This is a genomic window from Klebsiella sp. SWET4 (assembly GCF_024296565.1).
Taxonomy (GTDB): Bacteria; Pseudomonadota; Gammaproteobacteria; order Enterobacterales; family Enterobacteriaceae; genus Klebsiella; species Klebsiella variicola.
This window is the reverse complement of the sequence record NZ_JANCOB010000001.1, coordinates 619,999-646,507: the sequence shown is the minus strand read 5'-3', so window position 1 is coordinate 646,507 and position 26,509 is coordinate 619,999. Positions and strand designations below refer to the sequence as shown.

The 26,509-nt window shown below is 59.0% G+C and carries 28 protein-coding genes; 18 read left to right on the top strand and 10 right to left on the bottom strand.

Going from position 1 to position 26,509, the window contains the following annotated elements; genetic code table 11:
* Nucleotides 1-55: 55 nt before the first annotated feature.
* Nucleotides 56-418 carry a YnfA family protein gene (locus NKJ21_RS03365; RefSeq protein ID WP_239270383.1) on the bottom strand — a complete coding sequence of 121 codons (363 nt, stop codon included), beginning with the start codon at nt 416-418 and terminating at the stop codon, nt 56-58.
* Between the two features lie 108 nt (nt 419-526).
* On the opposite strand from NKJ21_RS03365, the gene NKJ21_RS03360 reads away from it, so the two are divergent.
* Both NKJ21_RS03360 and speG read left to right on the top strand, forming a co-directional pair.
* Complete coding sequence (locus NKJ21_RS03360) at nt 527-868, top strand: DUF1283 family protein (RefSeq protein WP_004206035.1); 342 nt, start codon at nt 527-529, stop codon at nt 866-868.
* Between the two features lie 78 nt (nt 869-946).
* Complete coding sequence (gene speG, locus NKJ21_RS03355) at nt 947-1,507, top strand: spermidine N1-acetyltransferase (RefSeq protein ID WP_008805012.1); 561 nt, start codon at nt 947-949, stop codon at nt 1,505-1,507.
* On the opposite strand, the gene NKJ21_RS03350 is transcribed toward speG, so the two are convergent.
* Nucleotides 1,501-2,211, bottom strand: coding sequence for a YnfC family lipoprotein (locus tag NKJ21_RS03350; protein ID WP_008805013.1), 711 nt, complete (start codon nt 2,209-2,211; stop codon nt 1,501-1,503). The two genes, speG and NKJ21_RS03350, sit on opposite strands and share 7 nt — an antisense overlap.
* Before the next feature lie 101 nt (nt 2,212-2,312).
* On the opposite strand from NKJ21_RS03350, the gene NKJ21_RS03345 reads away from it, so the two are divergent.
* From NKJ21_RS03345 to clcB, 6 genes are all read left to right on the top strand, one after another.
* A complete protein-coding gene (locus tag NKJ21_RS03345) occupies nt 2,313-2,582 on the top strand; it encodes a DUF1161 domain-containing protein (protein ID WP_008805014.1) in 270 nt (89 codons plus the stop codon).
* A 150-nt stretch (nt 2,583-2,732) separates the two neighbouring features.
* Complete coding sequence (gene ynfE, locus NKJ21_RS03340; protein WP_254732701.1) at nt 2,733-5,168, top strand: selenate/tellurate reductase subunit YnfE; 2,436 nt, start codon at nt 2,733-2,735, stop codon at nt 5,166-5,168.
* Between the two features lie 10 nt (nt 5,169-5,178).
* Nucleotides 5,179-5,796, top strand: a complete 618-nt coding sequence (locus NKJ21_RS03335) for a DMSO/selenate family reductase complex B subunit (RefSeq protein ID WP_008805016.1) — start codon at nt 5,179-5,181, stop codon at nt 5,794-5,796.
* A gap of 1 nt (nt 5,797) precedes the next feature.
* Nucleotides 5,798-6,655, top strand: coding sequence for a DmsC/YnfH family molybdoenzyme membrane anchor subunit (locus NKJ21_RS03330; RefSeq protein ID WP_044613037.1), 858 nt, complete (start codon nt 5,798-5,800; stop codon nt 6,653-6,655).
* A gap of 41 nt (nt 6,656-6,696) precedes the next feature.
* Nucleotides 6,697-7,305 carry a Tat proofreading chaperone DmsD gene (gene dmsD, locus NKJ21_RS03325; RefSeq protein WP_008805018.1) on the top strand — a complete coding sequence of 203 codons (609 nt, stop codon included), beginning with the start codon at nt 6,697-6,699 and terminating at the stop codon, nt 7,303-7,305.
* A 133-nt stretch (nt 7,306-7,438) separates the two neighbouring features.
* On the top strand, nt 7,439-8,734 hold the full coding sequence (gene clcB / locus NKJ21_RS03320; protein WP_012968309.1) for a voltage-gated ClC-type chloride channel ClcB: 1,296 nt from the start codon (nt 7,439-7,441) through the stop codon (nt 8,732-8,734).
* Here the strand turns inward: clcB and bioD are convergent.
* The 3 genes from bioD to NKJ21_RS03305 all read right to left on the bottom strand — a co-directional run bounded on the left by bioD (nt 8,687) and on the right by NKJ21_RS03305 (nt 11,757).
* Complete coding sequence (gene bioD, locus NKJ21_RS03315; RefSeq protein WP_012541855.1) at nt 8,687-9,382, bottom strand: dethiobiotin synthase; 696 nt, start codon at nt 9,380-9,382, stop codon at nt 8,687-8,689. The two genes, clcB and bioD, sit on opposite strands and share 48 nt — an antisense overlap.
* 127 nt (nt 9,383-9,509) lie before the next feature.
* Nucleotides 9,510-10,730: a sugar metabolism global transcriptional regulator Mlc gene (mlc, locus tag NKJ21_RS03310; protein ID WP_032691385.1), complete on the bottom strand. Its 1,221-nt coding sequence runs from the start codon at nt 10,728-10,730 to the stop codon at nt 9,510-9,512.
* A 124-nt stretch (nt 10,731-10,854) separates the two neighbouring features.
* Nucleotides 10,855-11,757, bottom strand: a complete 903-nt coding sequence (locus NKJ21_RS03305) for a LysR family transcriptional regulator (RefSeq protein ID WP_016160960.1) — start codon at nt 11,755-11,757, stop codon at nt 10,855-10,857.
* A gap of 130 nt (nt 11,758-11,887) precedes the next feature.
* On the opposite strand from NKJ21_RS03305, the gene NKJ21_RS03300 reads away from it, so the two are divergent.
* Nucleotides 11,888-13,138 (top strand): MFS transporter, encoded by a 1,251-nt coding sequence (locus tag NKJ21_RS03300; RefSeq protein WP_008805023.1) that lies wholly within the window; start codon nt 11,888-11,890, stop codon nt 13,136-13,138.
* 30 nt (nt 13,139-13,168) lie between these two features.
* On the opposite strand, the gene NKJ21_RS03295 is transcribed toward NKJ21_RS03300, so the two are convergent.
* Nucleotides 13,169-13,261, bottom strand: coding sequence for a hypothetical protein (locus NKJ21_RS03295; protein WP_004206050.1), 93 nt, complete (start codon nt 13,259-13,261; stop codon nt 13,169-13,171).
* 216 nt (nt 13,262-13,477) lie between these two features.
* On the opposite strand from NKJ21_RS03295, the gene NKJ21_RS03290 reads away from it, so the two are divergent.
* Nucleotides 13,478-14,965 (top strand): carboxypeptidase M32, encoded by a 1,488-nt coding sequence (locus tag NKJ21_RS03290; RefSeq protein ID WP_239270381.1) that lies wholly within the window; start codon nt 13,478-13,480, stop codon nt 14,963-14,965.
* Nucleotides 14,966-15,140: 175 nt separating this feature from the next.
* Entirely contained in the window at nt 15,141-15,560 is a 420-nt protein-coding gene (gene asr, locus NKJ21_RS03285; protein WP_043875352.1) for an acid resistance repetitive basic protein Asr, read from the top strand.
* A gap of 173 nt (nt 15,561-15,733) precedes the next feature.
* Here the strand turns inward: asr and NKJ21_RS03280 are convergent, their stop codons facing one another.
* The gene (locus NKJ21_RS03280; RefSeq protein WP_167807048.1) at nt 15,734-15,871 is read right to left on the bottom strand and encodes a hypothetical protein; all 138 of its coding nucleotides are present in this window, start codon (nt 15,869-15,871) and stop codon (nt 15,734-15,736) included.
* Between the two features lie 626 nt (nt 15,872-16,497).
* On the opposite strand from NKJ21_RS03280, the gene NKJ21_RS03275 reads away from it, so the two are divergent.
* The gene (locus NKJ21_RS03275) at nt 16,498-17,310 is read left to right on the top strand and encodes a serine protease (RefSeq protein WP_012968314.1); all 813 of its coding nucleotides are present in this window, start codon (nt 16,498-16,500) and stop codon (nt 17,308-17,310) included.
* Here NKJ21_RS03275 and NKJ21_RS03270 read toward each other — a convergent pair whose 3' ends face one another.
* The 3 genes from NKJ21_RS03270 to kpnE form a co-directional block, all read right to left on the bottom strand.
* Nucleotides 17,311-19,467, bottom strand: coding sequence for a bifunctional diguanylate cyclase/phosphodiesterase (locus NKJ21_RS03270; RefSeq protein WP_131002017.1), 2,157 nt, complete (start codon nt 19,465-19,467; stop codon nt 17,311-17,313).
* 107 nt (nt 19,468-19,574) lie between these two features.
* On the bottom strand, nt 19,575-19,904 hold the full coding sequence (gene kpnF / locus NKJ21_RS03260; RefSeq protein ID WP_008805028.1) for a multidrug efflux SMR transporter subunit KpnF: 330 nt from the start codon (nt 19,902-19,904) through the stop codon (nt 19,575-19,577).
* Complete coding sequence (gene kpnE, locus NKJ21_RS03255; RefSeq protein WP_008805029.1) at nt 19,891-20,253, bottom strand: multidrug efflux SMR transporter subunit KpnE; 363 nt, start codon at nt 20,251-20,253, stop codon at nt 19,891-19,893. The genes kpnF and kpnE overlap by 14 nt, the downstream gene beginning before the upstream one ends.
* Nucleotides 20,254-20,694: 441 nt before the next feature.
* Between kpnE and NKJ21_RS03250 the strand changes: the two genes are divergently transcribed.
* From NKJ21_RS03250 to mdcE, 6 genes are all read left to right on the top strand, one after another.
* On the top strand, nt 20,695-21,729 hold the full coding sequence (locus NKJ21_RS03250; RefSeq protein WP_008805030.1) for an AI-2E family transporter: 1,035 nt from the start codon (nt 20,695-20,697) through the stop codon (nt 21,727-21,729).
* A gap of 225 nt (nt 21,730-21,954) precedes the next feature.
* Nucleotides 21,955-23,610 carry a malonate decarboxylase subunit alpha gene (mdcA, locus tag NKJ21_RS03245; RefSeq protein WP_117112239.1) on the top strand — a complete coding sequence of 552 codons (1,656 nt, stop codon included), beginning with the start codon at nt 21,955-21,957 and terminating at the stop codon, nt 23,608-23,610.
* On the top strand, nt 23,610-24,452 hold the full coding sequence (locus NKJ21_RS03240) for a triphosphoribosyl-dephospho-CoA synthase (RefSeq protein ID WP_032730275.1): 843 nt from the start codon (nt 23,610-23,612) through the stop codon (nt 24,450-24,452). The genes mdcA and NKJ21_RS03240 overlap by 1 nt, the downstream gene beginning before the upstream one ends.
* A gap of 17 nt (nt 24,453-24,469) precedes the next feature.
* Nucleotides 24,470-24,769 carry a malonate decarboxylase acyl carrier protein gene (gene mdcC / locus NKJ21_RS03235; RefSeq protein WP_012541865.1) on the top strand — a complete coding sequence of 100 codons (300 nt, stop codon included), beginning with the start codon at nt 24,470-24,472 and terminating at the stop codon, nt 24,767-24,769.
* On the top strand, nt 24,762-25,595 hold the full coding sequence (locus NKJ21_RS03230) for a biotin-independent malonate decarboxylase subunit beta (RefSeq protein WP_115656273.1): 834 nt from the start codon (nt 24,762-24,764) through the stop codon (nt 25,593-25,595). The genes mdcC and NKJ21_RS03230 overlap by 8 nt, the downstream gene beginning before the upstream one ends.
* Nucleotides 25,595-26,395, top strand: coding sequence for a biotin-independent malonate decarboxylase subunit gamma (mdcE, locus tag NKJ21_RS03225; RefSeq protein ID WP_012968318.1), 801 nt, complete (start codon nt 25,595-25,597; stop codon nt 26,393-26,395). Before NKJ21_RS03230 ends, mdcE begins: the two co-directional genes overlap by 1 nt.
* The last annotated feature ends 114 nt before the right edge of the window (nt 26,396-26,509 follow it).

The following is a 26,509-nucleotide window of genomic DNA, read 5'->3' as shown; positions in this document are numbered from 1 at the left end:
ACTACCATACAAGAATTAAGGTTTAAAAAAGTGGCAGCGATCACACAAGGCGAGCTCAGGCCCGCCCCCAGCCCGCTACGATGATCAGCATGCCGCACAGGGCGATGATCGCCCCGCCCCAGTCGTAATGGCTGAGCTTGACGCCATCCACGACCCGCAGCCAGAGCAAGGCGGTACAGACGTACACCCCACCGTAGGCGGCATAGACCCGCCCGCTGGCGGCAGGATGGAGCGTCAGGAGCCAGACGAACAGCGCCAGCGCCAGGCCGGTGGGGATCAACAGCAGCGGCGTGGCCCCGCGCTTTAACCATAGCCACGGCAGATAGCAGCCGATGATTTCGCACAGGGCGGTGGCAAAGAACAGGAGCGTTGTTTTGAGCATTAAAAGATTCGTAAATGAGACAAAGCGTTGAACCATTCTACGCGATAATGGCTTCAGCCCCACGCTGTTTTGTCGGCTATGCCCGGCAAAAGAGCTGTAGTAAACTTAACCTGAGGGTTAACCCATCACTTAAAGGAAATCGTGATGAACATGACACTGAACAAACGCTGGTGCCTGACCGCCATTCTGGCGTTGAGCGCCGTGGTCTATACCTCCAGCTCCTTCGCCGCCACCGACCGGCTGGTGATTGAATCTGGCGACAGCGCGCAAAGCCGTCAGCAGGCGTCGATGGAAAAAGAGCAATGGAACGACACCCGCAGCCTGCGCCAGAAGGTCAATAAGCGGGCGGAAAAAGAGTGGGACAAAACCGATGTCGCCTTCGACGCGCAGGATAACTGCCAGAAGAGCGCCAACGTCAATGCCTACTGGGAGCCGAACACCCTGCGCTGCCTTGACCGCCGCACCGGCCGGGCAATCAATCCCTGATCCGCTTCCTGTCAACGCTGGCGCCTGCGGGCGCCGCCTTTCATAACGCGCTGTTCAGCTTTAACCACAGGATTACCCATGACCGACGCGCTACACGTCAAACTCCGCCCCCTAGAACGGGAAGATTTGCGCTTTGTCCACCAGCTCGATAACAACGCCAGCGTCATGCGCTACTGGTTTGAAGAGCCGTACGAGGCCTTCGTTGAGCTCTCCGATCTGTACGACAAACATATCCACGATCAAAGCGAGCGTCGCTTTGTCATCGAATGCAATGGCGATAAAGCCGGGCTGGTAGAGCTGGTTGAAATCAACCATGTTCATCGGCGGGCCGAGTTCCAGATCATTATCTCACCGGACTTCCAGGGAAAAGGCCTTGCCACTCGCGCGGCGCGGCTGGCCATGGACTACGGTTTTACGGTTCTTAATCTGTATAAGCTGTATTTGATTGTCGATAAAGAGAATGAAAAAGCGATCCATATTTACCGCAAGCTTGGCTTTATCGTCGAGGGTGAACTCATCCATGAGTTTTTCATTAACGGCGAGTACCGCAACACCATTCGCATGTGTCTGTTCCAGCACCAGTATCTGGCCGAACACAAAACCCCAGGACCGGCCCTGCTGAAGCCGACGGCTCAGTAATAATCAATGCGGTTCTTGATGGTGTAATGGCGTGTCAGCGGCGGCTGCACGCTTTCATCAATCACCTGCAGCTCACAGCTCAGCGGATTGTCGTGGCGATCGTAGTCGCAGGTCTGGCGTACCGTGCCCAGCGTGCGTTCGTTGAAGGTGCTGATGGCGGTATAGTCCATTTTCTTGCGCGGATCTTTCGACGGCGTGGAGGCGACGGTAAATTGCTCTTCTTTGGCGGTGGTGGTTTTTCCCAGCGGATAGCCATCGCTGTCATAGCGGTAGGTGGCGGTGGTCTCTTTGCCGCGGGCGCGAATAATAAAACCGTTATCATCCGTCTCCCAGCTCACCCCCGTGGCGGGCATCTCTGCCAGCTGACACTTGCCCTGCAGGCGCAGTCGCTTCTCGTGGGTGCGCCCATCGACGTAATAGTTGGCATCCAGCAGCAGCGTGGCGCCGGTATTGTTCTCCACATCTTCCAGGGTCAGCAGATCGAAACATCCCTCTTTTGACAGCTGAGCGCTCACCTTCTTGACCACCACATCGTGTTCATCCAATAGCGTCTGGCTAAAATCTTTCACCGGCCCGCGCAGCGGATCGAACTCAAACTCATTGGAAAAACTCGCCATCTCCGGGGTGAAGGCTTCCGGGGCGCTTTGGCGGTCGCACGCCGTCAGCAGCAGCGCTGCCGGGATCAGCCAATACAATCTTTTCACAGGCGATTCCTTTTGTGTACACCAGATCATATTAGCAAATACAATTGTTTACACCAGTTCTGCTATGCTTAATTCTGGATAACATCGATAAGGAGTGTAAGATGAAACTATCCCTCTGGACAGGCGCCGCACTACTGCTGTGCTCCACGACCGTGCTGGCAGCCCCCGACTCATGTGAACGGGTCAAAAGCGACATCCAGCAGAAGATCATCAACAATGGCGTACCGGAAACCGCCTTCAGCCTGGCCATTGTGCCAAACGATCAGGCAGACCAGCCCGGGGTTCAGGTGGTCGGTCATTGCGCCAATGACACCTTCAAAATCACCTATACGCGTAACAGCGACAGTCCCGCCGAAAACGACGCTCAGTAAGCCCACTTCGGTTTCAAATGAAAGATCTTATCCCTGCATTGACCAGGGATAAGATCTGCTGGCTACCCATAACGTATTATCGCTCACCCCTGCGTCTGTTAATGACGTGGCGGCCCTTCTCCGCACAGCATAACTATCATGGAGTGAGCAATGTCGAATCAGGAATCCCCCGGCGGCGTCTCCCGACGCGCGCTACTCAAATCCACAGCCCTCAGCTCTCTGGCGCTGGCCGCCGGCGGGCTTACCCTGCCCTTTACACTGCGCAGCGCCGCGGCAGCAGTACAACAGGCTACCGGCGACAACACCCGCATTGTCTGGGGCGCCTGTTCGGTCAACTGCGGTAGCCGCTGCGCCCTGCGGCTGCACGTGCGGGATGATGAAGTGGTTTACGTCGAAACGGATAATACCGGCGACGACCGCTACGGCGACCACCAGGTCCGCGCCTGCCTGCGCGGGCGCTCTATTCGTCGGCGCATCAATCATCCGGATCGCCTTAACTATCCCATGAAGCGCATCGGCAAGCGCGGGGAAGGCAAATTTGAACGCATCAGCTGGGAGGAGGCGCTGGATATCCTCGCTGACCGTCTGAAAAGCACCGTTGCCCAGTATGGCAATGAAGCCGTGTACATTAACTACTCTTCGGGGATCGTCGGCGGCAACATCACCCGTTCGTCGCCTTCAGCGTCGCCGGTAGCGCGGCTGATGAACTGCTACGGCGGCTCGCTTAACCAGTACGGTACCTACAGCACCGCACAGATTGCCTGCGCGATGCCCTATACCTACGGCAGCAACGACGGCAACAGTACTTCGGATATTGAAAACAGCAAGCTGGTGGTGATGTTCGGCAATAACCCGGCGGAAACCCGGATGAGCGGCGGCGGCATTACCTGGTATCTGGAGCAGGCTCGCGAGCGCTCTAACGCGCGGATGATCGTTATCGACCCGCGCTACACCGATACCGCCGCCGGTCGGGAAGATGAGTGGATCCCTATTCGTCCCGGCACGGACGCCGCGCTGGTCGCCGGTATCGCCTGGGTGCTGATAAACGAGGATCTCGTCGACCAGCCATTCCTCGACAAATACTGCGTTGGCTACGATGAGAAAACGCTGCCGGTCGGGGCGCCGGCAAACGGCCACTACAAAGCGTATATTCTTGGCGAGGGTGACGACGGCGTCGCCAAAACGCCGCAGTGGGCCTCGCGTATTACCGGCATCCCCGCCGATCGCATCATTAAGCTGGCGCGCGAAATCGGCATGAGTAAACCGGCTTATATTTGCCAGGGCTGGGGACCGCAGCGCCAGGCCAACGGCGAACTCTCCGCCCGCGCGATCGCCATGCTGCCGATCTTAACCGGCAACGTGGGCATCAACGGCGGCAACAGCGGCGCCCGCGAATCAACCTACACCATCACTATCGAACGTCTGCCGGTGCTGGAAAATCCGGTGAAGACCGCCATCTCCTGCTTCACCTGGACCGACGCCATCGCTCGAGGCCCGGAGATGACCGCCACCCGCGACGGCGTGCGCGGCAAAGAGAAGCTGGATGTGCCGATCAAGTTCCTGTGGAACTACGCGGGCAACACCATCATCAACCAGCACTCCGACATCAATAAGACCCACGAGATCCTGCAGGACGAAAGCAAGTGCGAGACCATTGTGGTTATCGACAACTTTATGACCTCGTCGGCGAAATACGCCGACCTGCTGCTGCCCGATCTGATGACCGTTGAGCAGGAAGATATTATTCCCAACGACTACGCCGGCAATATGGGCTATCTCATTTTTATCCAGCCTGCTACCTCGGCGAAGTTCGAACGCAAACCGATTTACTGGATCTTAAGTGAAGTGGCGAAACGGCTCGGCGACGACGTGCATCAACGTTTTACCGAGGGGCGCACGCAGGCGCAGTGGCTGCAGCATCTGTATGCCAAAATGATGGCGAAAGACCCCGCGCTACCTGGCTACGACGACCTGAAACAGATGGGCATCTACAAGCGTAAAGATCCGAACGGCCACTTCGTCGCCTATCGCGACTTCCGCCGCGATCCTGAAGCGCATCCGCTCAAAACCCCGTCCGGAAAAATTGAAATCTACTCCAGCCGGCTCGCCGAGATTGCCGCCCACTGGCAGCTGGAGAAAGACGAAGTTATCAGCCCGCTACCGGTCTACGCCTCCACATTTGAAGGCTGGGACGATCCGCTGCGCAGCCAGTATCCGCTGCAGCTGTTTGGTTTCCACTATAAAGCGCGCACCCACTCCAGCTACGGCAACGTCGATGTATTACAAGCGGCCTGTCGCCAGGAAGTGTGGCTCAATCCGCTTGACGCGGAAAAACGCGGGATTAAAAACGGCGATATGGTGCGCGTCTTTAATCAGCGCGGCGAAGTCCGTCTTCCGGCGAAAGTGACGCCACGCATCATGCCGGGCGTGTCGGCGATGGGCCAGGGCGCCTGGCACGACGCGAATATGGCCGGAGACCGGATCGACCATGGCGCCTGCATGAATACGCTGACCACCCACCGCCCATCGCCGCTGGCGAAGGGGAATCCACAGCATACCAACCTGGTCGACATCGAAAAGGTTTAAGGAGTAAACCATGAGCACGCAATATGGATTCTTTATCGATTCCGCTCGCTGTACCGGGTGTAAAACCTGCGAACTGGCCTGTAAGGACTACAAGAATCTCACCCCGGAGGTCAGCTTCCGCCGCATCTATGAGTATGCCGGCGGCGACTGGCAGGAGGACAACGGCGTCTGGCAGCAGAATGTGTTCGCCTACTACCTCTCCATCGCCTGTAACCACTGCGAAGATCCGGCCTGCACCAAGGTCTGCCCAAGTGGGGCGATGCACAAGCGCGACGATGGTTTTGTGGTGGTCAACGAAGCGGTGTGCATTGGATGCCGCTACTGCCATATGGCCTGCCCGTACGGCGCCCCGCAGTACAACGCCGACAAAGGCCACATGACCAAGTGCGACGGCTGTCACGAGCGCGTCGCCGAGGGGAAAAAACCGATCTGTGTCGAGTCCTGCCCGCTGCGGGCGCTCGATTTCGGGCCGATTGCCGAGCTGCGCGCCAAGCACGGCCAGCTGGCCGCAGTGGCCCCGCTGCCCTCGGCGCACTTTACCAGGCCGAGTATCGTGATCAAACCTAACGCCAATGCCCGGCCGTGTGGCGATACCACCGGTTATCTGGCAAATCCAAAGGAGGTGTGAGATGGGAAGCGGATGGCATGAATGGCCGCTGGTGCTGTTTACGGTACTGGGGCAATGCGTGGTCGGCGCGACCCTCGTCAGCGGGCTGGGCTGGCTATCGCTGACAAACCAGCGCGAAGCGCAGCAACGGCTGGTGCGCAGCATGTTTTTTATCTGGCTGCTGATGGGCATTGGTTTTCTGGCTTCGGTGATGCATCTCGGTTCGCCGCTGCGCGCGTTTAACTCGCTGAACCGCGTCGGCGCCTCGGCGCTGAGCAATGAAATCGCCAGCGGCGCCTTGTTCTTCGCCGTGGGAGGATTCTGGTGGCTGCTGGCGGTAGTGGGCAAAATGCCGGCGGCGCTGGGTAAAGCCTGGCTGGTGATCGCCATGCTGTTAGGCCTGCTGTTTGTTCTGGCGATGACCCGGGTTTACCAAATCGATACTGTGCCAACATGGTACAATGGCTACACTACCAGCGCGTTCTTCCTGACGGTGCTCCTCAGCGGGCCGCTGTTCGCCGCCCTGCTGCTGCGGCTGGCGAAAGTCGACTTTAACGGCTGGTTTTTTGCCGGACTCAGCGTGGCCGCGCTGGCAATCGGCGCCGTCGTTATCATCATGCAAAGCGCCGGACTCAGTACCATTCACAGTTCAGTCCAGCAGGCAGCCACCCTGCTGCCAGATTACGGCAAACTCCAGGCGTTACGCCTGATACTGCTGGCTCTCGGTCTTGGCTGCTGGCTGTGTCCGCTGATCCGCCGCCAACCGCCGCGCGCTACGGGGCTGCTGATCGGCCTGCTGCTGGTCTTGATCGCGGAATGTATTGGTCGCGGCCTGTTTTATGGTCTGCATATGACCGTCGGTATGGCAGTTGCCGGTTAATGAGACGGCGCGCTGGCGCGCGCCGCAGAAAGGAATAAGTAATGATGCCGATCCCAAACCGCGACGCTGTCGCGTTAAGCGCCCGCACCCTGGGCGCGCTGTTCTCTTATGCGCCGAATAGCGCGCACATTGCGCCGCTGGTCGCCGCCTTCCAGGACGGCAGCTGGCAGCAACAGTGGCCCTTCCCGGTAACCGCCCCACTGGCGTCAGCCTTTGCCGCGTCGACGGAAGAGTCATTACCAGAAGCCTGGCAACGCCTGTTTATCGGCCCGTGGGCCCTGCCGGCGCCGCCATGGGGATCCGTCTGGCTGGATAAAGAGTCAGTGCTGTTTGGCGATTCCACGCTGGCCCTGCGCGAGTGGATGCGCACGAACGGCATCGCACTGGACGCCGAGCGTAACGAACCGGAAGATCATTTCGGCACCCTGCTGCTGCTGGCGGCATGGCTGTGCGAGACGGAGCAGGATGCGTTGTTTGCCCAGCTGCTGGCCTGGCACCTGCTGCCGTGGTCCGGGCGCTTTCTGAGCGTCTTTGTCGACCATGCCGCCCACCCCTTCTACCAGGCGCTGGGTCAGCTGGCGCAGGCAACGCTGGCGCAGTGGCAGGAGAATCTGCCGATCGCCGTGGCGGAAAAAGCGCTCTATCGTTAACCCTTCACCGCGCCGGTATCCGGCGCGGTTTTATTTCGCCGCTTCCCAGCCCCTCACCCGCACTTATCGCTTTTGCATCTAAGGTTATTCCCTATCAAAATAAGACCATGTTTTCCGAACCTCGCCGTGACTGATGCACCGTCTTCACCCCTATCCTGATGTGCAGGTGATGTTTCGCCGCCTGCTGATCGCCACCCTGATTGGCCTTCTCGCCGCCCTGGCGGTGGCGCTGTTTCGCCATGCGATGGTGGTGCTGGAAACGCTGTTTCTCGGCAATGACAGCGGGAGCCTGGTCAACGCGGCGCAGTCGCTGCCGGCGTGGCGGCGACTGATTACCCCCGCGCTGGGCGGCCTGACGGCAGGGGCACTTCTCTGGCTGTGGCAGCGACGCAGCATCGCGCGCCCGCATGCCGCCACCGATTATATGGAAGCCCTGGAGACCGGCGACGGTTGCTTCGATACGCCGGCAAGCCTGGTGAAATCGCTGGCGTCATTGCTGGTCGTGGTCACCGGCAGCGCGATTGGCCGGGAAGGCGCCATGATCCTGCTGGCCGCGCTGGCGGCGTCGCTGTTCGCCCGCCGCTTCACGCCGCAGACTGAATGGAAGCTGTGGGTCGCCTGCGGCGCCGCTGCCGGGATGGCCAGCGCCTATCATGCCCCGCTGGCCGGCAGCCTGTTTATTGCTGAAATTCTCTTTGGCACGCTGATGCTGGCCTCGCTCGGGCCGGTCGTTATCTCGGCGGTGATCGCCCTGCTGTTGACGCAGTTCCTCAACGGCGGCGCCGCGCCGCTGTACCACGTCGTCCTGCAGCAGAACCTCAGCGCGCTGCACTATGGTTTAATGCTGGCGACTGGCCTGCTGGCCGGGCTGTGCGGCCCGCTGTTTATCTGGCTGATGGACTACAGCCACCGCGGGTTCGTCAAACTGAAACTGACGCCGCCGTGGCAGCTGGCGCTGGGGGGGCTGATTGTCGGCGGCTTATCGCTCATCACCCCGACGGTGTGGGGCAACGGCTACAGCGTGGTGCAAAGCTATTTGCAGATGCCGCCGTCCGGCGTACTGCTGGCCGGCGTTTTCCTGTGCAAACTGCTGGCGGTGCTGGCCAGCAGCGGCTCCGGCGCGCCGGGCGGGGTCTTTACCCCCACGCTGTTTGTCGGCCTGGCGATGGGCATGCTCTTTGCCAGCGTCAGCGGGCTATGGCTACCGGGGAATGAAGAGATGGCTATGATGATCGGTCTGACCGGCATGGCGGCGTTTCTGGCTGCCACCACCCATGCGCCAATCATGTCGACCCTGATGATTTGTGAGATGACCGGGCAGTATGCGCTGCTGCCCGGCCTGCTGATCACCTGCGTGGTGGCGTCGGTGCTGTCGCGGACGTTACGCCGGGATTCGATCTATCGCCATCACGTTGCCGAGCATGTCTAAGTCGACGTAGCGGCTCAGCTCACGCTGTTCGGCGCGCGGCAGGTACGGCAGCTCGCCAATCAGCGGCGCCGGCAGCTTCTTACTGAGGACATCGATGATTTCAGCGTAGTGCGCGAGACCGGGGTTGATGCGGTTGGCCACCCAGCCGATCAGCGGCAGCCCGTCATTGGCGATCGCCTGGGCCGTCAGCAGCGCATGGTTGATACACCCCTCCTGGATCCCCACCACCATCAGCACCGGGAGCTGCTCCTGTACCACCCATTCGGAGAGCGGTCGCAGGTCGTTCATCAGGCTGCGCCAGCCGCCGGTGCCTTCAACCACCACGTGATCGACCTGACCGGCCAGTCGCTGCAAACCATCCGACAGCAAACCGTAGTTGATCGGGCAGCTGTGCGCCACGCTGCTTTCGTCTTCACTTAACGCTATGGGATTGACAGCCTCATACGGCAACGCCAGCGTGGAGACGCTCTGCAGCACCAGCGCGTCTTTGTTACGCAAACCGTCTGGCGTCTCTTTGCTGCCCTTCGCCACAGGCTTGTACCCGGCCACGCTTTTGCCTCTGGCAGCAAGTGCCTGCAACAGCGCACGGGAAACCACTGTCTTCCCGACAGAGGTGTCTGTACCTGTAATAAAGAAACGCTTAAACATCACTAACCCCACAGTTTTGTCGATGAAATATACGGGAGAGAAATAATCAACAGTGGGCAAAGTCTACGTGATGCCGCCAGAGGTCGGCTTGAGATAGCGCAATTTTTGGTGCGACTATGAAAAAATGTTAACCCTGTAACAGTCGTATGAGTAAGGATCCGTTATAGAGCGCATCCTTGACCAGCGCCGCGCCAGCCATCGTGCCACGATTGGAAAACTGGGTGCTTTCAACCGCGATATGCTGGCTGTAGGCCGGGAGCGATTGTTGCCGAATGCAGCTGGAAATTGCCGGAAAAAGGATATCTGCCGCCAGATTAAACGGCGAGCCAATCAGAATTTTCTGCGGGTTAAACAGATTGACCATGATCGCCAGAATCCGCCCGACGTGGTTACCCACGCCGCTGATAATGTCTCTGGCCAGCAGATCGCCCTGCAGCGCGGCCTGGCACAGCCACTCCACGCTCAGCGGACGCTGGTGCAGCAGCGAGCTCATCGACTGGGCCATGCGCATCTGCGCCAGCTCCAGCACGCTCTCTACGCTGGCAATGGTTTCCAGACAGCCATGGTTGCCGCAGTAGCAGCGCTTGCCGTAGGGATCGACCTGAGTATGGCCGATCTCCACCAGGCTGCTGCTGCCAGCATGCAGCAGGCGTCCGTCGGTGATAACCCCGGCGCCGACGTTATGATCGATGACCACCTGAATGACATCCCGGGCGCCGCGCGAGGCGCCGAACAACGATTCCGCCATAGTCCAGGCGCTGATGTCATGCTGAATGTAGACCGGCACCCCGGTATGGTTGGCCAGCACATCGCCCAGCGGCACATCTTTGACATCCTCATAAAACGGCATGCGATGAATAATGCCATTTTCGGTATCAATAATACCCGGCATCGTCATGGCGATGGAGGTGAGCCGTTCCAGCTTCTTCTGGTGGCGAATAAAGAACCGATCGATATGATCAATAATACGGGTCAGAAACGGCGTGCTGTCGGTGAGGGCCAGCTCCAGCTGATCCTCCACCACCAGCTGACTGCTTAAATCACGCAGCGAAAGGTGGATTTCGCCGCGGCTGATGCGCACCGCAAGATAGTGCCAGGCCTCGGTTTCTACCATCAACCCCACCGCCGGGCGGCCACGGCTGCCGGGCTCCTGGATCTCCGTCTCCTGCACCAGATGCGCTTCCAGCATCTCGCGGACAATCTTGGTGATGCTGGCGGGAGCCAGTTGCGCAAATCGGGAGAGGTCGATACGCGATACCGGGCCGAGCTGATCAATCAGGCGATACACGGCGCCCGCATTGGTCTGCTTAATTTGATCGATATGGCCTGGTTGACTATCCGCTACCACCATTGACTCCCTTTATTTTCGCGCTTCGAAATAAACTTTCGGCTATGGTGAAGCACTTCGATGGTGAACGTCAAATTTTTACTTAGCCTTGTGATTTACCGCACATTTCCAGCCTCTTTTCGCCTCAATTGTGCTCGGTTTTCCAGGCCAGCAGCGACTCGCGAAAGCGTTTTGCCAGCGCTCCCTGTTCATGATGTTTCGACCACACCAGCCACATCTCCGACACCGCATCCTGTTCGTCGATCGGCAGCCAGCGCATTTCACTGAGCTGTACGCGCTGAAAGGAGGCCGGCAGGATAGACACCCCCAGTCCGGCGGCCACCAGACCAATAATGGTCATCGCCTCCCCCACCTCCTGGGCAATCACCGGCGTATGACCGTAACGACGCAGCAAGCCGAGGATATCGTCATACAGGCCGGTACCCACGTGCGGGTCGAAAAAGACGAAGGGTTCGCGCGCCAGCGCCGCCAGGCTGACCGAGGGCTGGCGGGCCAGCGGATGGTCGGCCGGGACCATCGCCAGCAACGGCTCGCGCAGCACCCGCTCCCACGCCAGGGTGTCCGGCAGTTGGGTATTGCGCAGGAGCCCCAGATCGAGAGCCCCCTCGCTCAGTGGCACAATCTGTTCGCGAGTGTTGGTCTCGCGGGTCAAAATATGCACATCCGGGTAGCGCTGACGAAACATCGACAACGTATCGGATACCGCCTTGATAAAGGGGGCCGAGGAGGTAAAGCCGATACGCAGTTCGCCGGTTTCACCGTGATGCAGACGCGCAGCGCGGGCGGCCGCGTCATCCACCTGGGCAAGAATTTGTCGGCTATCGGCGAGAAACTGCTTTCCGGCCGCCGTCAGACTGACGCTGCGATTGGTGCGCGCGAACAGGCGGGCGCCGGTCTGCTGCTCGAGGATCTGAATTTGCTGGCTTAACGGCGGTTGAGAAATATTCAGTCGCGCTGCGGCCCGGCCAAAATGTAATTCCTCCGCGACGGCGACAAAATAGCGCAGATGACGCAACTCGATACTCATATTTAAAACGTCTTATTTGAGATTATTAATATATTAGACAGAATATTTACATTTTCATACCCTAAAAATGTGAGCTGAATGGTCACAACATTCTGTTGGTAAGCAGCAACTTCTACGCAAGGAATTCTCTGTGAGTCGTACAACAACCGTTGACACCGTGCCGGCGGGCGAGGTCAGCGTCGCTGGTGCATCCCGCCCGGATCAGTTTATTAAGCGCGGCACCCCGCAATTTATGCGCGTCACCCTCGCGCTGTTCTCCGCCGGTCTGGCCACCTTTGCCCTGCTCTACTGCGTGCAACCGATCCTGCCGGTGCTGTCGAACGAGTTCGGCGTATCCCCGGCCAGCAGCAGTATTTCACTCTCCATTTCCACGGCGATGCTTGCGGTGGGCCTGTTGTTTACCGGCCCGCTGTCCGACGCCATCGGGCGCAAGCCGGTGATGGTCACCGCCCTGCTGCTGGCCGCCTGCTGCTCGCTGCTGTCGACCATGATGACCAGCTGGCACGGCATCCTCATTATGCGTGCCCTGATCGGCCTGTCGCTGAGCGGCGTGGCGGCGGTCGGCATGACCTACCTGAGTGAGGAGATCCACCCCAGTTTCGTCGCCTTTTCGATGGGGTTATATATCAGCGGCAACTCCATCGGCGGCATGAGCGGCCGCTTGCTGACCGGGGTCTTTACCGATTTCTTCGGCTGGCGCGTGGCGCTGGCGGTGATCAGTGGCTTCGCGCTGGCCGCGGCCATCATGTTCTGGCGCATTCTGCCCGAGTCGCGCCATTTCCGCTCGACCTCGCTGCGACCGAAAAACTTGCTGATCAACTTCCGTCTGCACTGGCGCGACCGCGGTCTGCCGCTGCTGTTCGTCGAAGGTTTTCTGCTGATGGGCGCTTTTGTCACCCTGTTTAACTATATTGGCTACCGGCTGATGATGTCGCCATGGTCGCTAAGCCAGGCGGTGGTAGGCCTGCTGTCGGTAGCTTATCTCACCGGGACCTGGAGTTCACCGAAGGCAGGGGCCATGACCGTACGCTTTGGCCGCGGACCGGTGATGCTCGGCTTTACCGCTGTCATGCTCTGCGGCCTGCTGCTGACGCTCTTTTCTTCCCTGTGGCTTATTTTCATCGGCATGCTGCTGTTTTCCGCTGGCTTCTTCGCCGCGCATTCCGTCGCCAGCAGCTGGATTGGCCCACGCGCCCGCCGCGCCCGCGGTCAGGCGTCATCGCTGTATCTGTTCAGCTATTATTTGGGTTCAAGTCTTGCCGGGACGTTAGGCGGGGTATTCTGGCATCACTACGGCTGGAACGGCGTCGGTGGGTTTATCGCGCTGCTGCTCCTTGCCGCGCTGTTGACCGGCACCTGCTTACATCAACGACTGAAATAGTCGCGTGTGACGTGGCCTGCGGGCCACGGTTCACCACATGCCCATAATGGAAGACAAGCCCATCAACTCTCTGACGGCATCAACGGACAGCAGTGCAATAAACAGCCAGGTGAACGGATTCATAAACCACCCCCGAACCTCCAGACCTGTGTAATCGATCACAGTTTAGTACCGATATGTTACCGTTTTCTGTCACACCGATCACAGAGGTGAGCTTATTCTCCCGCCATGTGTCTTTCCCTTCCCCTGTGCGCAACGCTCGACCCGCCGGGCGTATCAGGATAGTGTAGAAGGATACCGATAACCTGTTCATTCACCTGTCACGGACCGAACGCCACTATGACTGAAAATACGCCTTATCAGCAGCTTACCCGTACCTTTCAGCGCCTGTCGCGCTTTTCGCATCTCTCCGCCATCGCTGGCTGGGATATGTTTGCGATGATGCCTCCGGGTGGCAGCGCCGCCCGGGGCGAAGCGCTGGCGGAGCTCGGCGTGCTGCAGCATCAGATCCTGACCGATAAAAAAGTGGGCCAATGGCTGCAGGAAGCCCGCCAGCAGGACCTCAACGACGTCGAGCAGGCCAACCTGCGTGAAATGCAGCGTCAGTACGATCAGGCCGCGCTGCTGCCGGAGAGCCTGGTGGAGGCAAAATCCCTTGCCGGCAGCCGCTGTGAGCATGCCTGGCGCAGCCAGCGTCCCGCTAACGACTGGGCTGGCTTTGCCGACAATCTTCGCGAGGTGGTCAGGCTGAGCCGTCAGGAAGCGCAGATCCGCGCCGATGCCAGAGGCGGCTCACGCTACGACGCACTGCTCGATATTTTCGAACCAGATATGACCAGCGCCCGGCTGGATAGCCTGTTTGCCGACCTCAAGTCCTGGCTGCCTTCCCTGCTGCAGCAAGCGGTCGCTAAGCAAGCGACGCAGACATTACTCGCCCCGGAGGGGCCTTTCCCGATTGCCGCTCAGCGCGAGCTGGGCCTGCAGGCCATGCGCATCCTCGGCTTTGACTTCGACGGCGGGCGCCTCGACATCAGCGCTCACCCGTTCTGCGGCGGCGTCCCCCAGGATGTGCGCATCACCACCCGCTACAACGAAAACGACCTGCTCAGCGCCCTGTTCGGCGTGATCCACGAAACCGGCCACGCCCGCTATGAGCAGAATCTGCCTCGCCCGTGGGTCGACCAGCCGGTAGGACTCGCTCGCTCCACCGCTATCCACGAGTCGCAGAGTCTGTTTTTTGAAATGCAGCTGGGACGTAGCGAGCCTTTCCTCAACCGCCTGTTACCGGCGGTGCGCGAGCGTTTTGGCGATCAACCGGCCTTTAGCAGCGACAACTTTGTCGCCTGGAATCAGCGGGTGAAACCGGGCTTTATTCGCGTCGATGCCGATGAGGTCAGCTACCCGGCGCATGTGATCCTGCGTTATGAAATTGAACGCGCGCTGATTGACGGCGAGATTGAAGTAGATGATATCCCATCGCTGTGGGACGAGAAGATGCAGCACTGGCTGGGGCTGTCGACCACCGGCAACTACCGGGACGGCTGCATGCAGGATATTCACTGGACCGACGGCGGATTCGGCTATTTCCCTTCCTATACGCTGGGTGCGATGTATGCCGCCCAGCTGATGGCCGCCGCCCGGCGCGCGCTGCCGACGTTAAACCGCGATATTGCGGAGGGCGATTTCAGCGCCCTGTTCGACTGGCTGCGGCAGAATATCTGGCAGCATGGCAGCCGCTTCTCCACCTCGCAGCTGATCCAGCAGGCCACCGGCGAGGATCTCAACAGCCGCTACTTCCGCGAACACCTTACCGCCCGCTATCTGTGATCGTACGCGCCGGGTTGCCCGGCGCGTCCTTCCACTCCCCACGGCCAGGCGTGTTGTACATTCGGTTACACGCCGATACCAAACACTCACGGAAAGCTCGAAAAGACAAGCATATAGTGATTTCACCGGCCCCGCAGTGGGGTTGAAATTAAGAAAACTTTTCGAGGATATCAGAATGAAAAAAGTATTAGCTCTGGTCGTTGCCGCTGCTATGGGTCTCTCTTCTGCCGCTTTCGCTGCTGACGCAGTAAGCACCACTCAGGCACCGGCTGCTACCCACAGCACTGCTGCCAAGACCACCCATCACAAAAAACACCACAAAGCCGCGGCAAAACCAGCTGCAGAGCAGAAAGCTCAGGCTGCCAAAAAACACAAAAAAGCAGAAGCTAAACCAGCCGCTGCCCAGAAAGCCCAGGCCGCTAAAAAACACAAAAAAGTAGAAGCTAAACCCGCTGCTCCGCAGAAAGCTCAGGCGGCTAAAAAGCACCACAAAGCTGCGGCTAAACCGGTAGCACAGAAAGCGCAGGCTGCAAAAAAACACCACAAAACCACTAAACACCAGGCCGCTAAACCTGCTGCACAGCCGGCAGCATAATTCCTCCCGGTGAACTAACCTTCTTAATAATCGGCGCTGTTTCAGCGCCGTTTTTTCTGGAGAGCACTATGCTGCGGCGCTATCGTTTCGAGCTCATCCTGATCCTGTTAATCATTTGCGCAGTGGTTGCTACCCGCTTTTTCCTCTATTAATCATTTCCGCCACGCTCTCATTTACTGCTTCTGCTGGCTTTGCAGAATAATAAATACCGTACGGAGATCGCTGACGACACCTTCCCCCGTCTCATTACCCTGAAATTCCTGCGGCACAAAAAATGCCCGGCGTCCGAAGACGCCAGACACTGTAGTCATAAACTAGCGCGCGCCGGCCACCTCGTGGTGACCAGACGCTTCACAGTACGCGCACCGCTTCCATCACCAGATAACCGGTCGCGCCCCAGATAGCAACTGAGACCAGGGAAACATAAACCAGTGCGCGAATACCTTTTTTAGACATATACCCTCCCAACGTCGGGGAAATAGAATTCAGGCTATCATCGCCGGTATTACCTCTCTATTTACTCAACGGCGGAGTGACGGTAACAACGTTTTCGGTGAGAAAATGTTTCGCATTGAAAATAATTACGAGAGGCGTAAAGAAGTGCGAATTCTGGTGAAGTTATGGCGGGCAAGCGCATTATTTTTCAGCGAATCGCTGGCAAACCAGGAATAATCTTAATGTCCGATTGGTGAATTATTCACCGGATTCAGTACGTTCTGATACACGAATTTTGTTGCGTCGGACGTCGCTTTCTGCGGAAATAGCAACAGCGTTCAGCTGGTATTAACCGCTTGAAATCAGACGGTTTTGCCAGCGGCAGCGTCAGCCCGCCTCGCCTGATGGCAGCGGTTTGGTCTGATTAGAATTATTGTTTACTTTCAAAAACTTAAATCTCCTGCTACTGTCAATAGACATCATAGCCTCCCCAGAGAGTGATATGCGTAGAGACGTTCTGTTATTGCTGTGTTCATTTTATCTGTTACCTCTGGGCGCACATGCCGATGATAGCGGACTGAGCGCCAAAGATATTAAGACGCTGTTTTTCGGCCATGATGACCGAAAAGCGGTGAGCCACCCCGAGGAAAGCCCGTGGGATGCGATCGGCCAACTGGAAACCGCCAGCGGCAATCTGTGCACAGCGACGCTTATCTCCCCTCACCTGGCGCTGACCGCTGGCCACTGTCTGTTGACGCCTCCGCGCGGCAAACCGGACAAAGCGGTTGCTCTGCGCTTTATTTCGCGCAAGGGCGGCTGGGTATATGAAATTCACGGCATTGAAGGGCGAGTGGATCCGGCCTTAGGTAAGCGCCTGAAGGCCGATGGCGATGGCTGGATCGTGCCCTCCGCCGCGGCGCCGTCAGATTTTGGCCTGATCGTACTGCGCTATGCTCCCTCGGGCATCACGCCGATCCCACTCTTCCCGGGTAGCAAGGCCGATCTCACCGCTGCGCTGAAGGCAGCGGACCGTAAAGTGACCCAATCGGGATATCCGGAGGATCATCTGGATAATCTGTACAGCCATCAGGATTGCATCGTGACCGGCTGGGCGCAAAACAGCGTGCTGTCGCATCAGTGCGATACGCTGCCAGGTGACAGCGGGTCGCCGCTGCTGTTGAAAACGGAGGACGGCTGGCAAGTGATCGCCGTGCAAAGCTCCGCTCCCGGTCCGCAGGATCGCTGGCGGGCTGACAACCGCGCCATTTCGGTTACCGGCTTTCGCGATAAGCTGGAAGCACTGGCCGGAGAGTAATCACCCCTGCGGCTGACGCCGCTGCAGCAGATCGGCGATCGGCATCGGTTTACTGAAATAGTACCCCTGAAGCCGGTCGCAGCCGGCCCGCCGCAGCAGCGTCAGCTGCTGCGGATCCTCAACCCCCTCCGCCACGACCGTCATCCCCAGCGCGCGGGCAATGCGCACCGTCCCGCGCACCATCTCCGCCGCCTGTTCATCGCTGTCCACCCGCCCGGCGAGAGATTTGTCGATCTTCAGGCTATCAAAGCGAAAGCGGCGTAAATAGCCAATACTTGAGTAGCCAGTGCCAAAATCGTCCAGCGCCACGGCAATACCCTGGGCCTTCAGATTCTCCACCACCGCCTGCGAACGTTCCGGATTTTCCAGCACATAGCTCTCCGTCACCTCCACCTGCAGGCGCGACGGCGGAAAGCGGCAGGCCGCGACGGTCTTCATCACCCGGTTTTCAAAAGCCGGGTCGCGAAATTGCGCCGGCGAGATGTTCACCGACAAAAGGAGATCGTCCACCGGCTGCAGGTCGCTGCAGGCGCGTTGCAGAACGAACTGCCCGAGGGCATCAATCAGGCCGCTGCTCTCGGCGATGGCAATAAACGCATCCGGCGCCAGCGCCCCCTGCGGGCGTCGCGGCCAGCGCAGTAGCGCCTCCACGCCGGTCATCGCCAGGGTATCGGCATCGACCACCGGCTGATACCAGACCTCAAATTCATCCTGCTCCAGCCCCTGGCGGATGCCGTTCTCAATCATCAGTTGATGACGCCGCACGGCATCCAGCGCATCGTCATACCAGGCCGTCCGCCCCTTCCCGCTCTTCTTGGCGTGGTACATGGCGATATCCGCCCGGCGAAACAGCTCGGTACTGGAACATTCCGCCGGGGCGCCGCTGGCGATGCCAATGCTGGCGCCGATATAAATTTTGCGTTTGCTGAGCGTCACTGGCGCTTTCAGCAGCTCCAGCGCTGCCCAGGCGAACGCCGCCGCCCGGTCAATCGCCTTTGCGCCGCTCACCGCCATGGCGAACTCATCCCCGCCCATCCGCGCCAGCATGGCCCCCGTCGGTACCCGCGTCTGTAGGGCGCTGGCGATATGGCGGATCAGGGCGTCGCCGACATCATGACCATAGTTATCATTGACGTCCTTAAAACCATCCAGATCGATAAACACCACGCACTGAATATCGTGTTTCCCCGTCTCGCATACCTGGCTTAACCGCAGCAGAAGCGCTCGCCGGTTAGGCAGACGGCTCAGCCAGTCAATCATGGCTATCTCCCGCGCCTGACGCTCCCCGCGCGCCAGCTTATACATGCCCAAACTGCTAAAAAGGATAAACAGCAGGATCAGGCTGGCCGCCACCCCGGCGATCAGTCCCATGCTGCCTGACGAGGCCTGCGCCGCTTCAGCGCCAGGCAGGCGCGGCTGCCAGGCCAGGTATCCCAGCACTTCACCCGCCTGCGTTCGCAGCGGAATACGATAGGCGCCGGGACCCTCGGCGAGATGCAGATGACGAATCTGAAAGGTGTCACCCAGGCGCTCCAGCAGTTGGGGGTTGATATGCCGGGTTATCACCAGATAGCGCCGCGTCGCATCAAATACCTGAAGCCGCTCTGTCGTTGGGCGTATCAGGCCGATGCCGACAAAGGCGATCCCGGCCTCCGTGCGCGTGATACCGGCAAAGGCGTTTTTTCCCTCACGCAATGCCTGTGCATGAGAGCGGATCAGACTGGTCAGCCCAGCCCCAAGAAATGAGAGGTCAGTCCGGGGCAGCACCTGGCTCTGAAAGGCGCCCCACAGGATACGATAATGTTCATCGAGGACAAAGGTGCCATCGTACAGGTTATTGATTTTGAAGCCTGATCCCCAGGAATCGTACAGCCATTTCTGATCGAGTGACGGGGCGTAGGTCTGCGTTACCGCGTCATCCCAGATGGCATTGTCCAGCACCAGCGACAGCACCCGATTGACCGAGGTCTGTACCGCCCCTTCCACCGACAGCACCGAACGCTGCTGATCGATTTCATTAGATTTGCTGGCAATCAGGTGTTGTGAGAGATACAGCAGAGAAATGACCGACGCGGTGAGTCCAAGGCCGGCGAGGAATATCATTATTGACAACGTCCTGGCGGAAGGAATTTTCCGCCAGCCGAAAGCAGTGAACATGCGCAGTCCTCATCGTCACCAGGCACACTATCAGCGAGGGGCTGATCTTGAGTTAAGCATACTACAGAGGACCTGTTTTGCCGCCTGGCTTTGCAGGCGGCGAGACGTCAGGCGAGTTTAATTAACACCATGCCGGCCACCAGCAGGATGAGCCCCGCCCAGCCTTTGTTATTCAGGCGCTGACCAAACAGCACCCAGCCGGCGGCGATGGTCGCCGCGATACCGAAGCCGCCCCACAGCGCATAGGCGACCGAGAGATCGATCCCTTTAACCGCCTGCGACAGGGCGCTGAACGCGCCAAGCACCGCCGCCAGGGACAGGATGCCGTAGACTTTGCGGCGGAAGCCATCGGAAAACTTCAAAAAGACGTTGGCAATGATTTCAAGCACGATGGCGACGGCCAGCCACGCGGCGTGGATCCACTCAAACTGCTGCATGGGCCACCTCCTGCTTTGACGACGCTTTTTTCTGGGTGCCGGACTTAATTAAGACGATCCCCACCACCAGGGTGGTCAGGCCGGCGATCTTCAGCGGCGACAGGCTTTCATCAAACAACAGCACGCTAAACACGGTAATCAGCAAAATGCCGATCCCTTCCCATAGCGCGTAGGCCACACCCAGGGCAATTTTTTTAACCGCAAAGGCAAGAAAAATATATGACAGAGCAATCATGGCCAGCATTAAAATAAAACCGGTATGACCACCGCTCACGCTCGCCCATTTCATCGACAAGGTGCCGGTAATTTCAGCAACAATAGCTAAAGCTAATAAAATCCAATAAAACATGATCCCTTCTCCTGCTTGAGAATATAATCCATTACCGTTTACGCGAGGCGTAAACAGGAAAATTTCTGACGTAGATTTCGCTGTGCGCTTGGCGCCAGCTCAGGCAGAGAGAAGGTGACTATAGCGCCGAATGCCAGTGCTGCTCGCCGGCAAAACGGGAAAAAGAGAGAGAGACTGCGGGGTGGTTTAAAATATACATCCTGAACTGATTGTCCATAAAATTACAATTATCCGCGGTGTTGCTTCTCGTCCGTTGCGGATGAAAATTGTCCTCAGTAGTTATACACAGATAAATTTGTAGCATAGTGCTACATTTAATTCAAAGAATTTGCAATTCTTTACGCCGCCGTTTTGCTTCAATGCGTTTTTTCTGCAAAAAAACGTCATTATGCTAATGTAACGCAACCTGTTAATAGGCAAGGAAGATTGAGGTCGGGACCTATGGCTAAACCCATTATTACACTTAACGGATTAAAGATGGTCATCATGCTGGGCATGCTGGTGATCATCCTTACCGGCATTCGCTTTGCGGCGGACATTATTGTCCCCTTTATTCTCGCCCTCTTTCTGGCGGTGATCATTAATCCGCTGGTACAACTGCTGGTCCGCTGCCGGGTCCCGCGCGTGCTGGCGATCTCGATGCTGATTGGCCTCATCGTCATGCTGGCCATTGTGCTGCTGGCCTCGCTGGGGACCTCGCTTAACGAGCTGGCGCGCACCTTACCGCAGTATCGCAACTATCTCTACGAGCCGATGCAAACCATCGCCCCCTGGCTGCAGCGCATGGGGTTCACCGTCTCGGTGGTGGAGCTGAATAAATACATCGACCCTAACGCGGTGATGACGCTGGTCACCAGCCTGCTCACTCAGCTGTCGAACGCGATGTCCTCGATTTTTCTGCTGCTGCTGACGGTGGTATTTATGCTGCTGGAGGTCCCCCAGCTTCCCGCCAAGCTGCAACAGCTGATGTCCCGTCCGGTTGAAGGGATGGGCGCCATTCAGCGGGCCATCGACAGCGTGTCGCATTATCTGGTGCTGAAAACCGCGATTAGCCTGGTGACCGGCCTGGTGGTCTGGGGCATGCTGGTGCTGCTGGACGTGCGCTTCGCCTTCATGTGGGGACTGTTGGCCTTCGCGCTCAACTATATTCCCAATATTGGCTCCGTGCTGGCGGCCATCCCGCCGATCCTGCAGGTACTGGTGTTTGGCGGGCTGTACGAGGCGCTGGTGGTCCTGGCCGGCTACTTGATCGTCAACCTGGTGTTCGGCAACATTCTGGAGCCACGGGTGATGGGACGTGGCCTGGGGCTCTCCACGCTGGTAGTGTTTCTGTCCTTGATCTTCTGGGGCTGGCTATTGGGCCCGGTCGGCATGCTGCTGTCGGTGCCACTGACGATTATCGCCAAAATTGCCCTCGAGCAGACCAGCGGCGGTCAGAGTATTGCTTTCTTATTAAGTGATGTCAGCAAAGAATAACCCCTTCTCACGGCCGGCCGAGTGCCGGCCGGCTTCCTCACCTGCGCTCTTCCCGTAGACCACTACGCCTTTCGTATTATTGATCCCTATCACAAACGGTAAGACCCAATCGTTACTCTAAAGCTAACAATTAGCCGCCGTGCTTAATTGATGCGCAGCGCCGCGCATCGCACACTAACTTCCACCAGGACAAACAAAACGATTTGTCGAATCAGGAGGTTAACAATGAATGCTGAACAAACGACGGCGCGGGTCTGGAACCGTCGCCGGACGGAAAAACAGCGGCGGCTGGCCGAAGCGAAGCTCGCCGGCAAAGTCATCCCCACTGACCAGCTGGTCAGCGTACTGGAAAATCTGCTCGCCCCGGGCGATCGGGTGGTGCTGGAAGGCAACAACCAGAAACAGGCTGATTTCCTCTCCCGCATGCTCGCCGAGGTCAATCCGCAAAAAATTCACGACCTGCATATGATTATGCCCAGCGTCGGGCGCAGCGAGCATCTGGACCTGTTTGAAAAAGGCATTGCCCGTAAACTGGATTTCTCTTTCTCCGGCACCCAGAGCCTGCGCATTTCGCAGCTGCTGGAAGATGGCCTGCTCGAAATCGGCGCCATCCACACCTATATCGAACTCTACTCCCGCCTGTACGTTGATCTGTCGCCAAACGTCGCGCTGATCGCGGGCTATAAAGCCGACCGCAAAGGCAACCTGTACACCGGGCCAAGTACTGAAGATACCCCGGCGCTGGTCGAAGCCGCCGCCTTCCACGATGGCATTGTGATAGCCCAGGTCAACGAACTGGTGGACGACGAATGCGATCTGCCGCGCGTGGATATTCCCGGCTCGTGGATTGATTACGTGGTGGTCGCCGACAAACCGTTCTTCATTGAACCGCTGTTCACCCGCGACCCGCGCCTGATTAAGCAAGAACACATTCTGATGGCGATGATGGCGATCAAAGGCATCTACGCGGAGCATCAGGTGCAGTCACTTAACCACGGTATCGGCTTTAATACCGCTGCTATTGAACTGCTGCTGCCCACCTACGGCGAACAGCTCGGCCTGAAAGGCAAAATCTGTAAACACTGGACGCTGAATCCGCATCCGACCTTAATCCCGGCCATCGAGAGCGGCTGGGTGGAGAGCGTGCACTGTTTCGGCGGCGAACTGGGGATGGAAGAGTACATCCGCGCCCGCCCGGATATCTTCTTTACCGGCCCGGATGGCTCAATGCGCTCTAACCGCGCCTTCTGCCAGCTGGCAGGTCAGTACGCGGTAGATATGTTTATCGGTTCGACCCTGCAGGTTGATGGCCTGGCTAACTCCTCCACCGTCACCCGCGGCCGCCTATCCGGCTTCGGCGGCGCGCCGAACATGGGCCACGACCCGCACGGTCGCCGCCACGCCACCCCGGCCTGGCTCAATATGATCACTGAACCAGACCCGATGCAGCGTGGGAAAAAACTGGTGGTGCAGATGGTCGAAACCTTCCAGGCCGGCGTGAAACCGACCTTCGTTGAAACCCTCGACGCGGTTGAGGTGGCGAAAACCTCCGGCATGCCGCTGGCGCCGGTGATGATTTATGGCGATGACGTGACTCACGTGCTGACCGAAGAAGGTATCGCTTACCTGTACCGCGCGGAGAGCCTTGAAGAGCGCCGGGCGATGGTCGCCGCGGTGGCCGGGATCACCGATATTGGCCTCGGGGTGGACGCCAAACGCGTCGCCGCCCTGCGCCAGAGCGGCAAAGTGGTGTACCCGGAAGATATCGGCATTCGCCGTAGCGATGCCACCCGCTCGTTACTGGCGGCCGGCAGCGTCGCCGACCTGGTGGAGTGGTCCGACGGACTGTACAACCCACCGGCAAAATTCCGGAGCTGGTAATGAAAAATCTCTCCCCCCTGCACGCAGAAAGCCGCGTCAGCTGGCTGGCGCATACCGCCAGCGCGTGTCTGATTGACGAAGCCCGTCTGAGTCCGAAACCGGGCCTGGTCGATAGTCGCGGCAACGGCGCGCATCAGGATCTCAATCTGGACCTGATGGAACGCTCCGCCCGCAGCCTGCAGCCGACCTTTCACGCGCTGGCGCAGCAAAGCTGGCAGCGTCCGGCGGATATCGCCCTGCGCGAAACCGTCGGCCGCCTCGGTCGCGAAGGTGAAGCGCAGATGATGATGGCGACAGGTGGAGTTAACACCCACCGCGGCGCCATTTGGGCGCTGGGCCTGCTGGTCAGCGCGGTGGCGATGTTGGGTGGAGAGGGTCAATCACAGGCGATCGCCGCCGCCGCAGCCGCCCTTGCCCGCCTGCCGGACGGTTTCGCGCCGAAAAGCTTTAGTAAGGGTCTGCGCGCCAGCCGCCGCTGGCAGGTGCCGGGCGCACGCGAGGAAGCGCAGCGCGGATTTCCGCATGTTACCACCCTGGCGCTGCCGCAACTGCGGCAGAGCCGGGCGCGAGGCGCCAGCGAGCCGCAGGCGCGCCTTGATGCGCTGATGGCCATCATGACCTCGCTGAGCGATACCTGTGTGCTGTCGCGCGCCGGCATGAACGGCCTGCACGCTATGCAGCAAGGCGCTCGCGAGGTTCTGGCGGCGGGCGGTTGCGCCAGCGTCGCCGGTCGCGCCGCGCTGGCGCGCCTTGATGGGCAGATGCTGGCGCACAACGCCTCGCCGGGTGGCGCGGCCGATCTCCTTGCCGCCACCCTGTTTCTCGACCGGGTTGCCGGCTAACGCATTCAGAGGATGTTATGGAACAGATTACATTGTCATTTCCTGCCAACCGCGCCCTCAGCGGCAAAGCATTGGCAGGGGTCGTAGGTTCAGGCGATATGGAAGTGCTTTATACCGCCGCACAGAGCGCCACGCTCAACGTACAGATCACTACCTCCGTGGATAACAGCCAGGCGCGCTGGCAGGCGCTGTTCGACAGGCTGAACCTGATCAACGGTCTGCCCGCCGGGCAGTTGATTATCCACGACTTCGGCGCCACGCCGGGCGTCGCTCGTATTCGTATTGAACAAGTCTTTGAGGAGGCCGCTCATGCGTAACGATCGCAGCTTTATCGAACTGCGCGCTCGCGAACGCGCCCACGCCCTGCTGGACGACGGCAGCTACCGCGAACTGCTGGATCCGTTTGAAGGCATTATGTCGCCGTGGCTCGGCGCGCAGGGCATCGTCCCGCAGTCCGACGACGGTATGGTGGTCGCCAAAGGCACGATCAACGGCCAACCTGCGGTGGTGATTGCCATCGAAGGCACCTTCCAGGGCGGCAGTATGGGCGAAGTCTCCGGCGCCAAAATGGCCGCCGCGCTGGAGCTGGCGGCGGAAGATAACCGCAACGGTATCCCGACCCAGGCGGTGCTGTGCCTCGAAACCGGCGGCGTACGTCTGCAGGAGGCCAACCTCGGTCTGGCCGCCATCGCCGATATTCATGCCGCGATTGTCGACCTGCGCCGCTACACCCCGGTCGTCGGCATTATCACCGGTACCGTCGGCTGCTTCGGCGGCATGTCCATCGCCGCGGCGCTGTGCAGCTACCTTATCGTCACCCGTGAAGCCCGTCTCGGCCTCAACGGCCCGCAGGTTATCGAGCAGGAAGCCGGCATTGAAGAGTACGACTCCCGCAACCGTCCGTTTATCTGGAGCATGACCGGGGGTGAAATTCGCGCCGCCAGCGGGCTGGTCGACGCGCTGGTTAACGATGGCGTTAATGCCGTTAAAACCGCAATGAATGAGGCGATCGCCAAAGGCGTACCGGCCCAGCACCGTAGCGACAACTATGACAATTATCTGCGTCGCTTGAGCCAGTTCGATACCCGCCAGCAGGCGGATACCGCGCAGATTAAACAGCTTTTTGCCCGGGAGGATAAATAATGAGTCAGTTCCCAAACCGCGCCGCGCTGTGGCTGAATAAACTGGCGCCCGATGCGCCGCTGATGAGTGGTCTGTGCCCGTCGGTACAGGTCGCAGATGGCCAGATTGATGGTGAAAGCGTCCGCTTTATCGCCGTGGTGCCTGACGCCAACAACCACTACCCGCGCGCCGCCGGCGGCGAAGTCGGCCTGCTGGAAGGCTGGACGCTGGCGAAAGTGGTCAATGAAACCATCGCCGCTGACGCCGACCAGCCTGTCAAACGGCCGATCGTCGCGGTAATTGATGTCCCAAGCCAGGCCTATGGCCGCCGCGAAGAAGCTTTCGGCATCCACCAGGCGCTGGCCGGAGCCGCGGGCGCCTACGCCAAAGCCCGTCTTGCCGGCCACCCGGTGATTGGCCTGATTGTCGGAAAAGCGATGTCCGGGGCGTTTCTGGCCCACGGCTATCAGGCCAACCGCCTGATCGCCTTTAACGATAGCGGTGTGCTGGTCCACGCGATGGGTAAAGAATCGGCAGCGCGCATTACGCTGCGTACCGTGGAGGCGCTGGAGAAATTGGCGGCGACAATCCCGCCAATGGCCTACGACGTCAGCAACTATGCGACGCTCGGCCTGCTCTCCGCCCTTCTGGATATTAATAATCCGGATGCGCCAGACGAAGGCGATCTGTCGCTGGTCAGCCGTACCCTGCGCGACGCCATCGCTGACGCGCGCAAAGATACCTCACTGAAGTGCCGCCTGGGCGCGGAAAACCGCCGCAGCTCACAACTGGTTCGCGATCGCATGCGCGCCAGCTGGTAAAACGTTCGTACGTAAGTAGTAGAAGAAAACCTGCCGGAAGCTGTCCCCCGGAGCGCGGAATACACGCTCCGGGAAGGGGCGGCTTTTAGAAAAAATAACAATCGCGCCAGTACT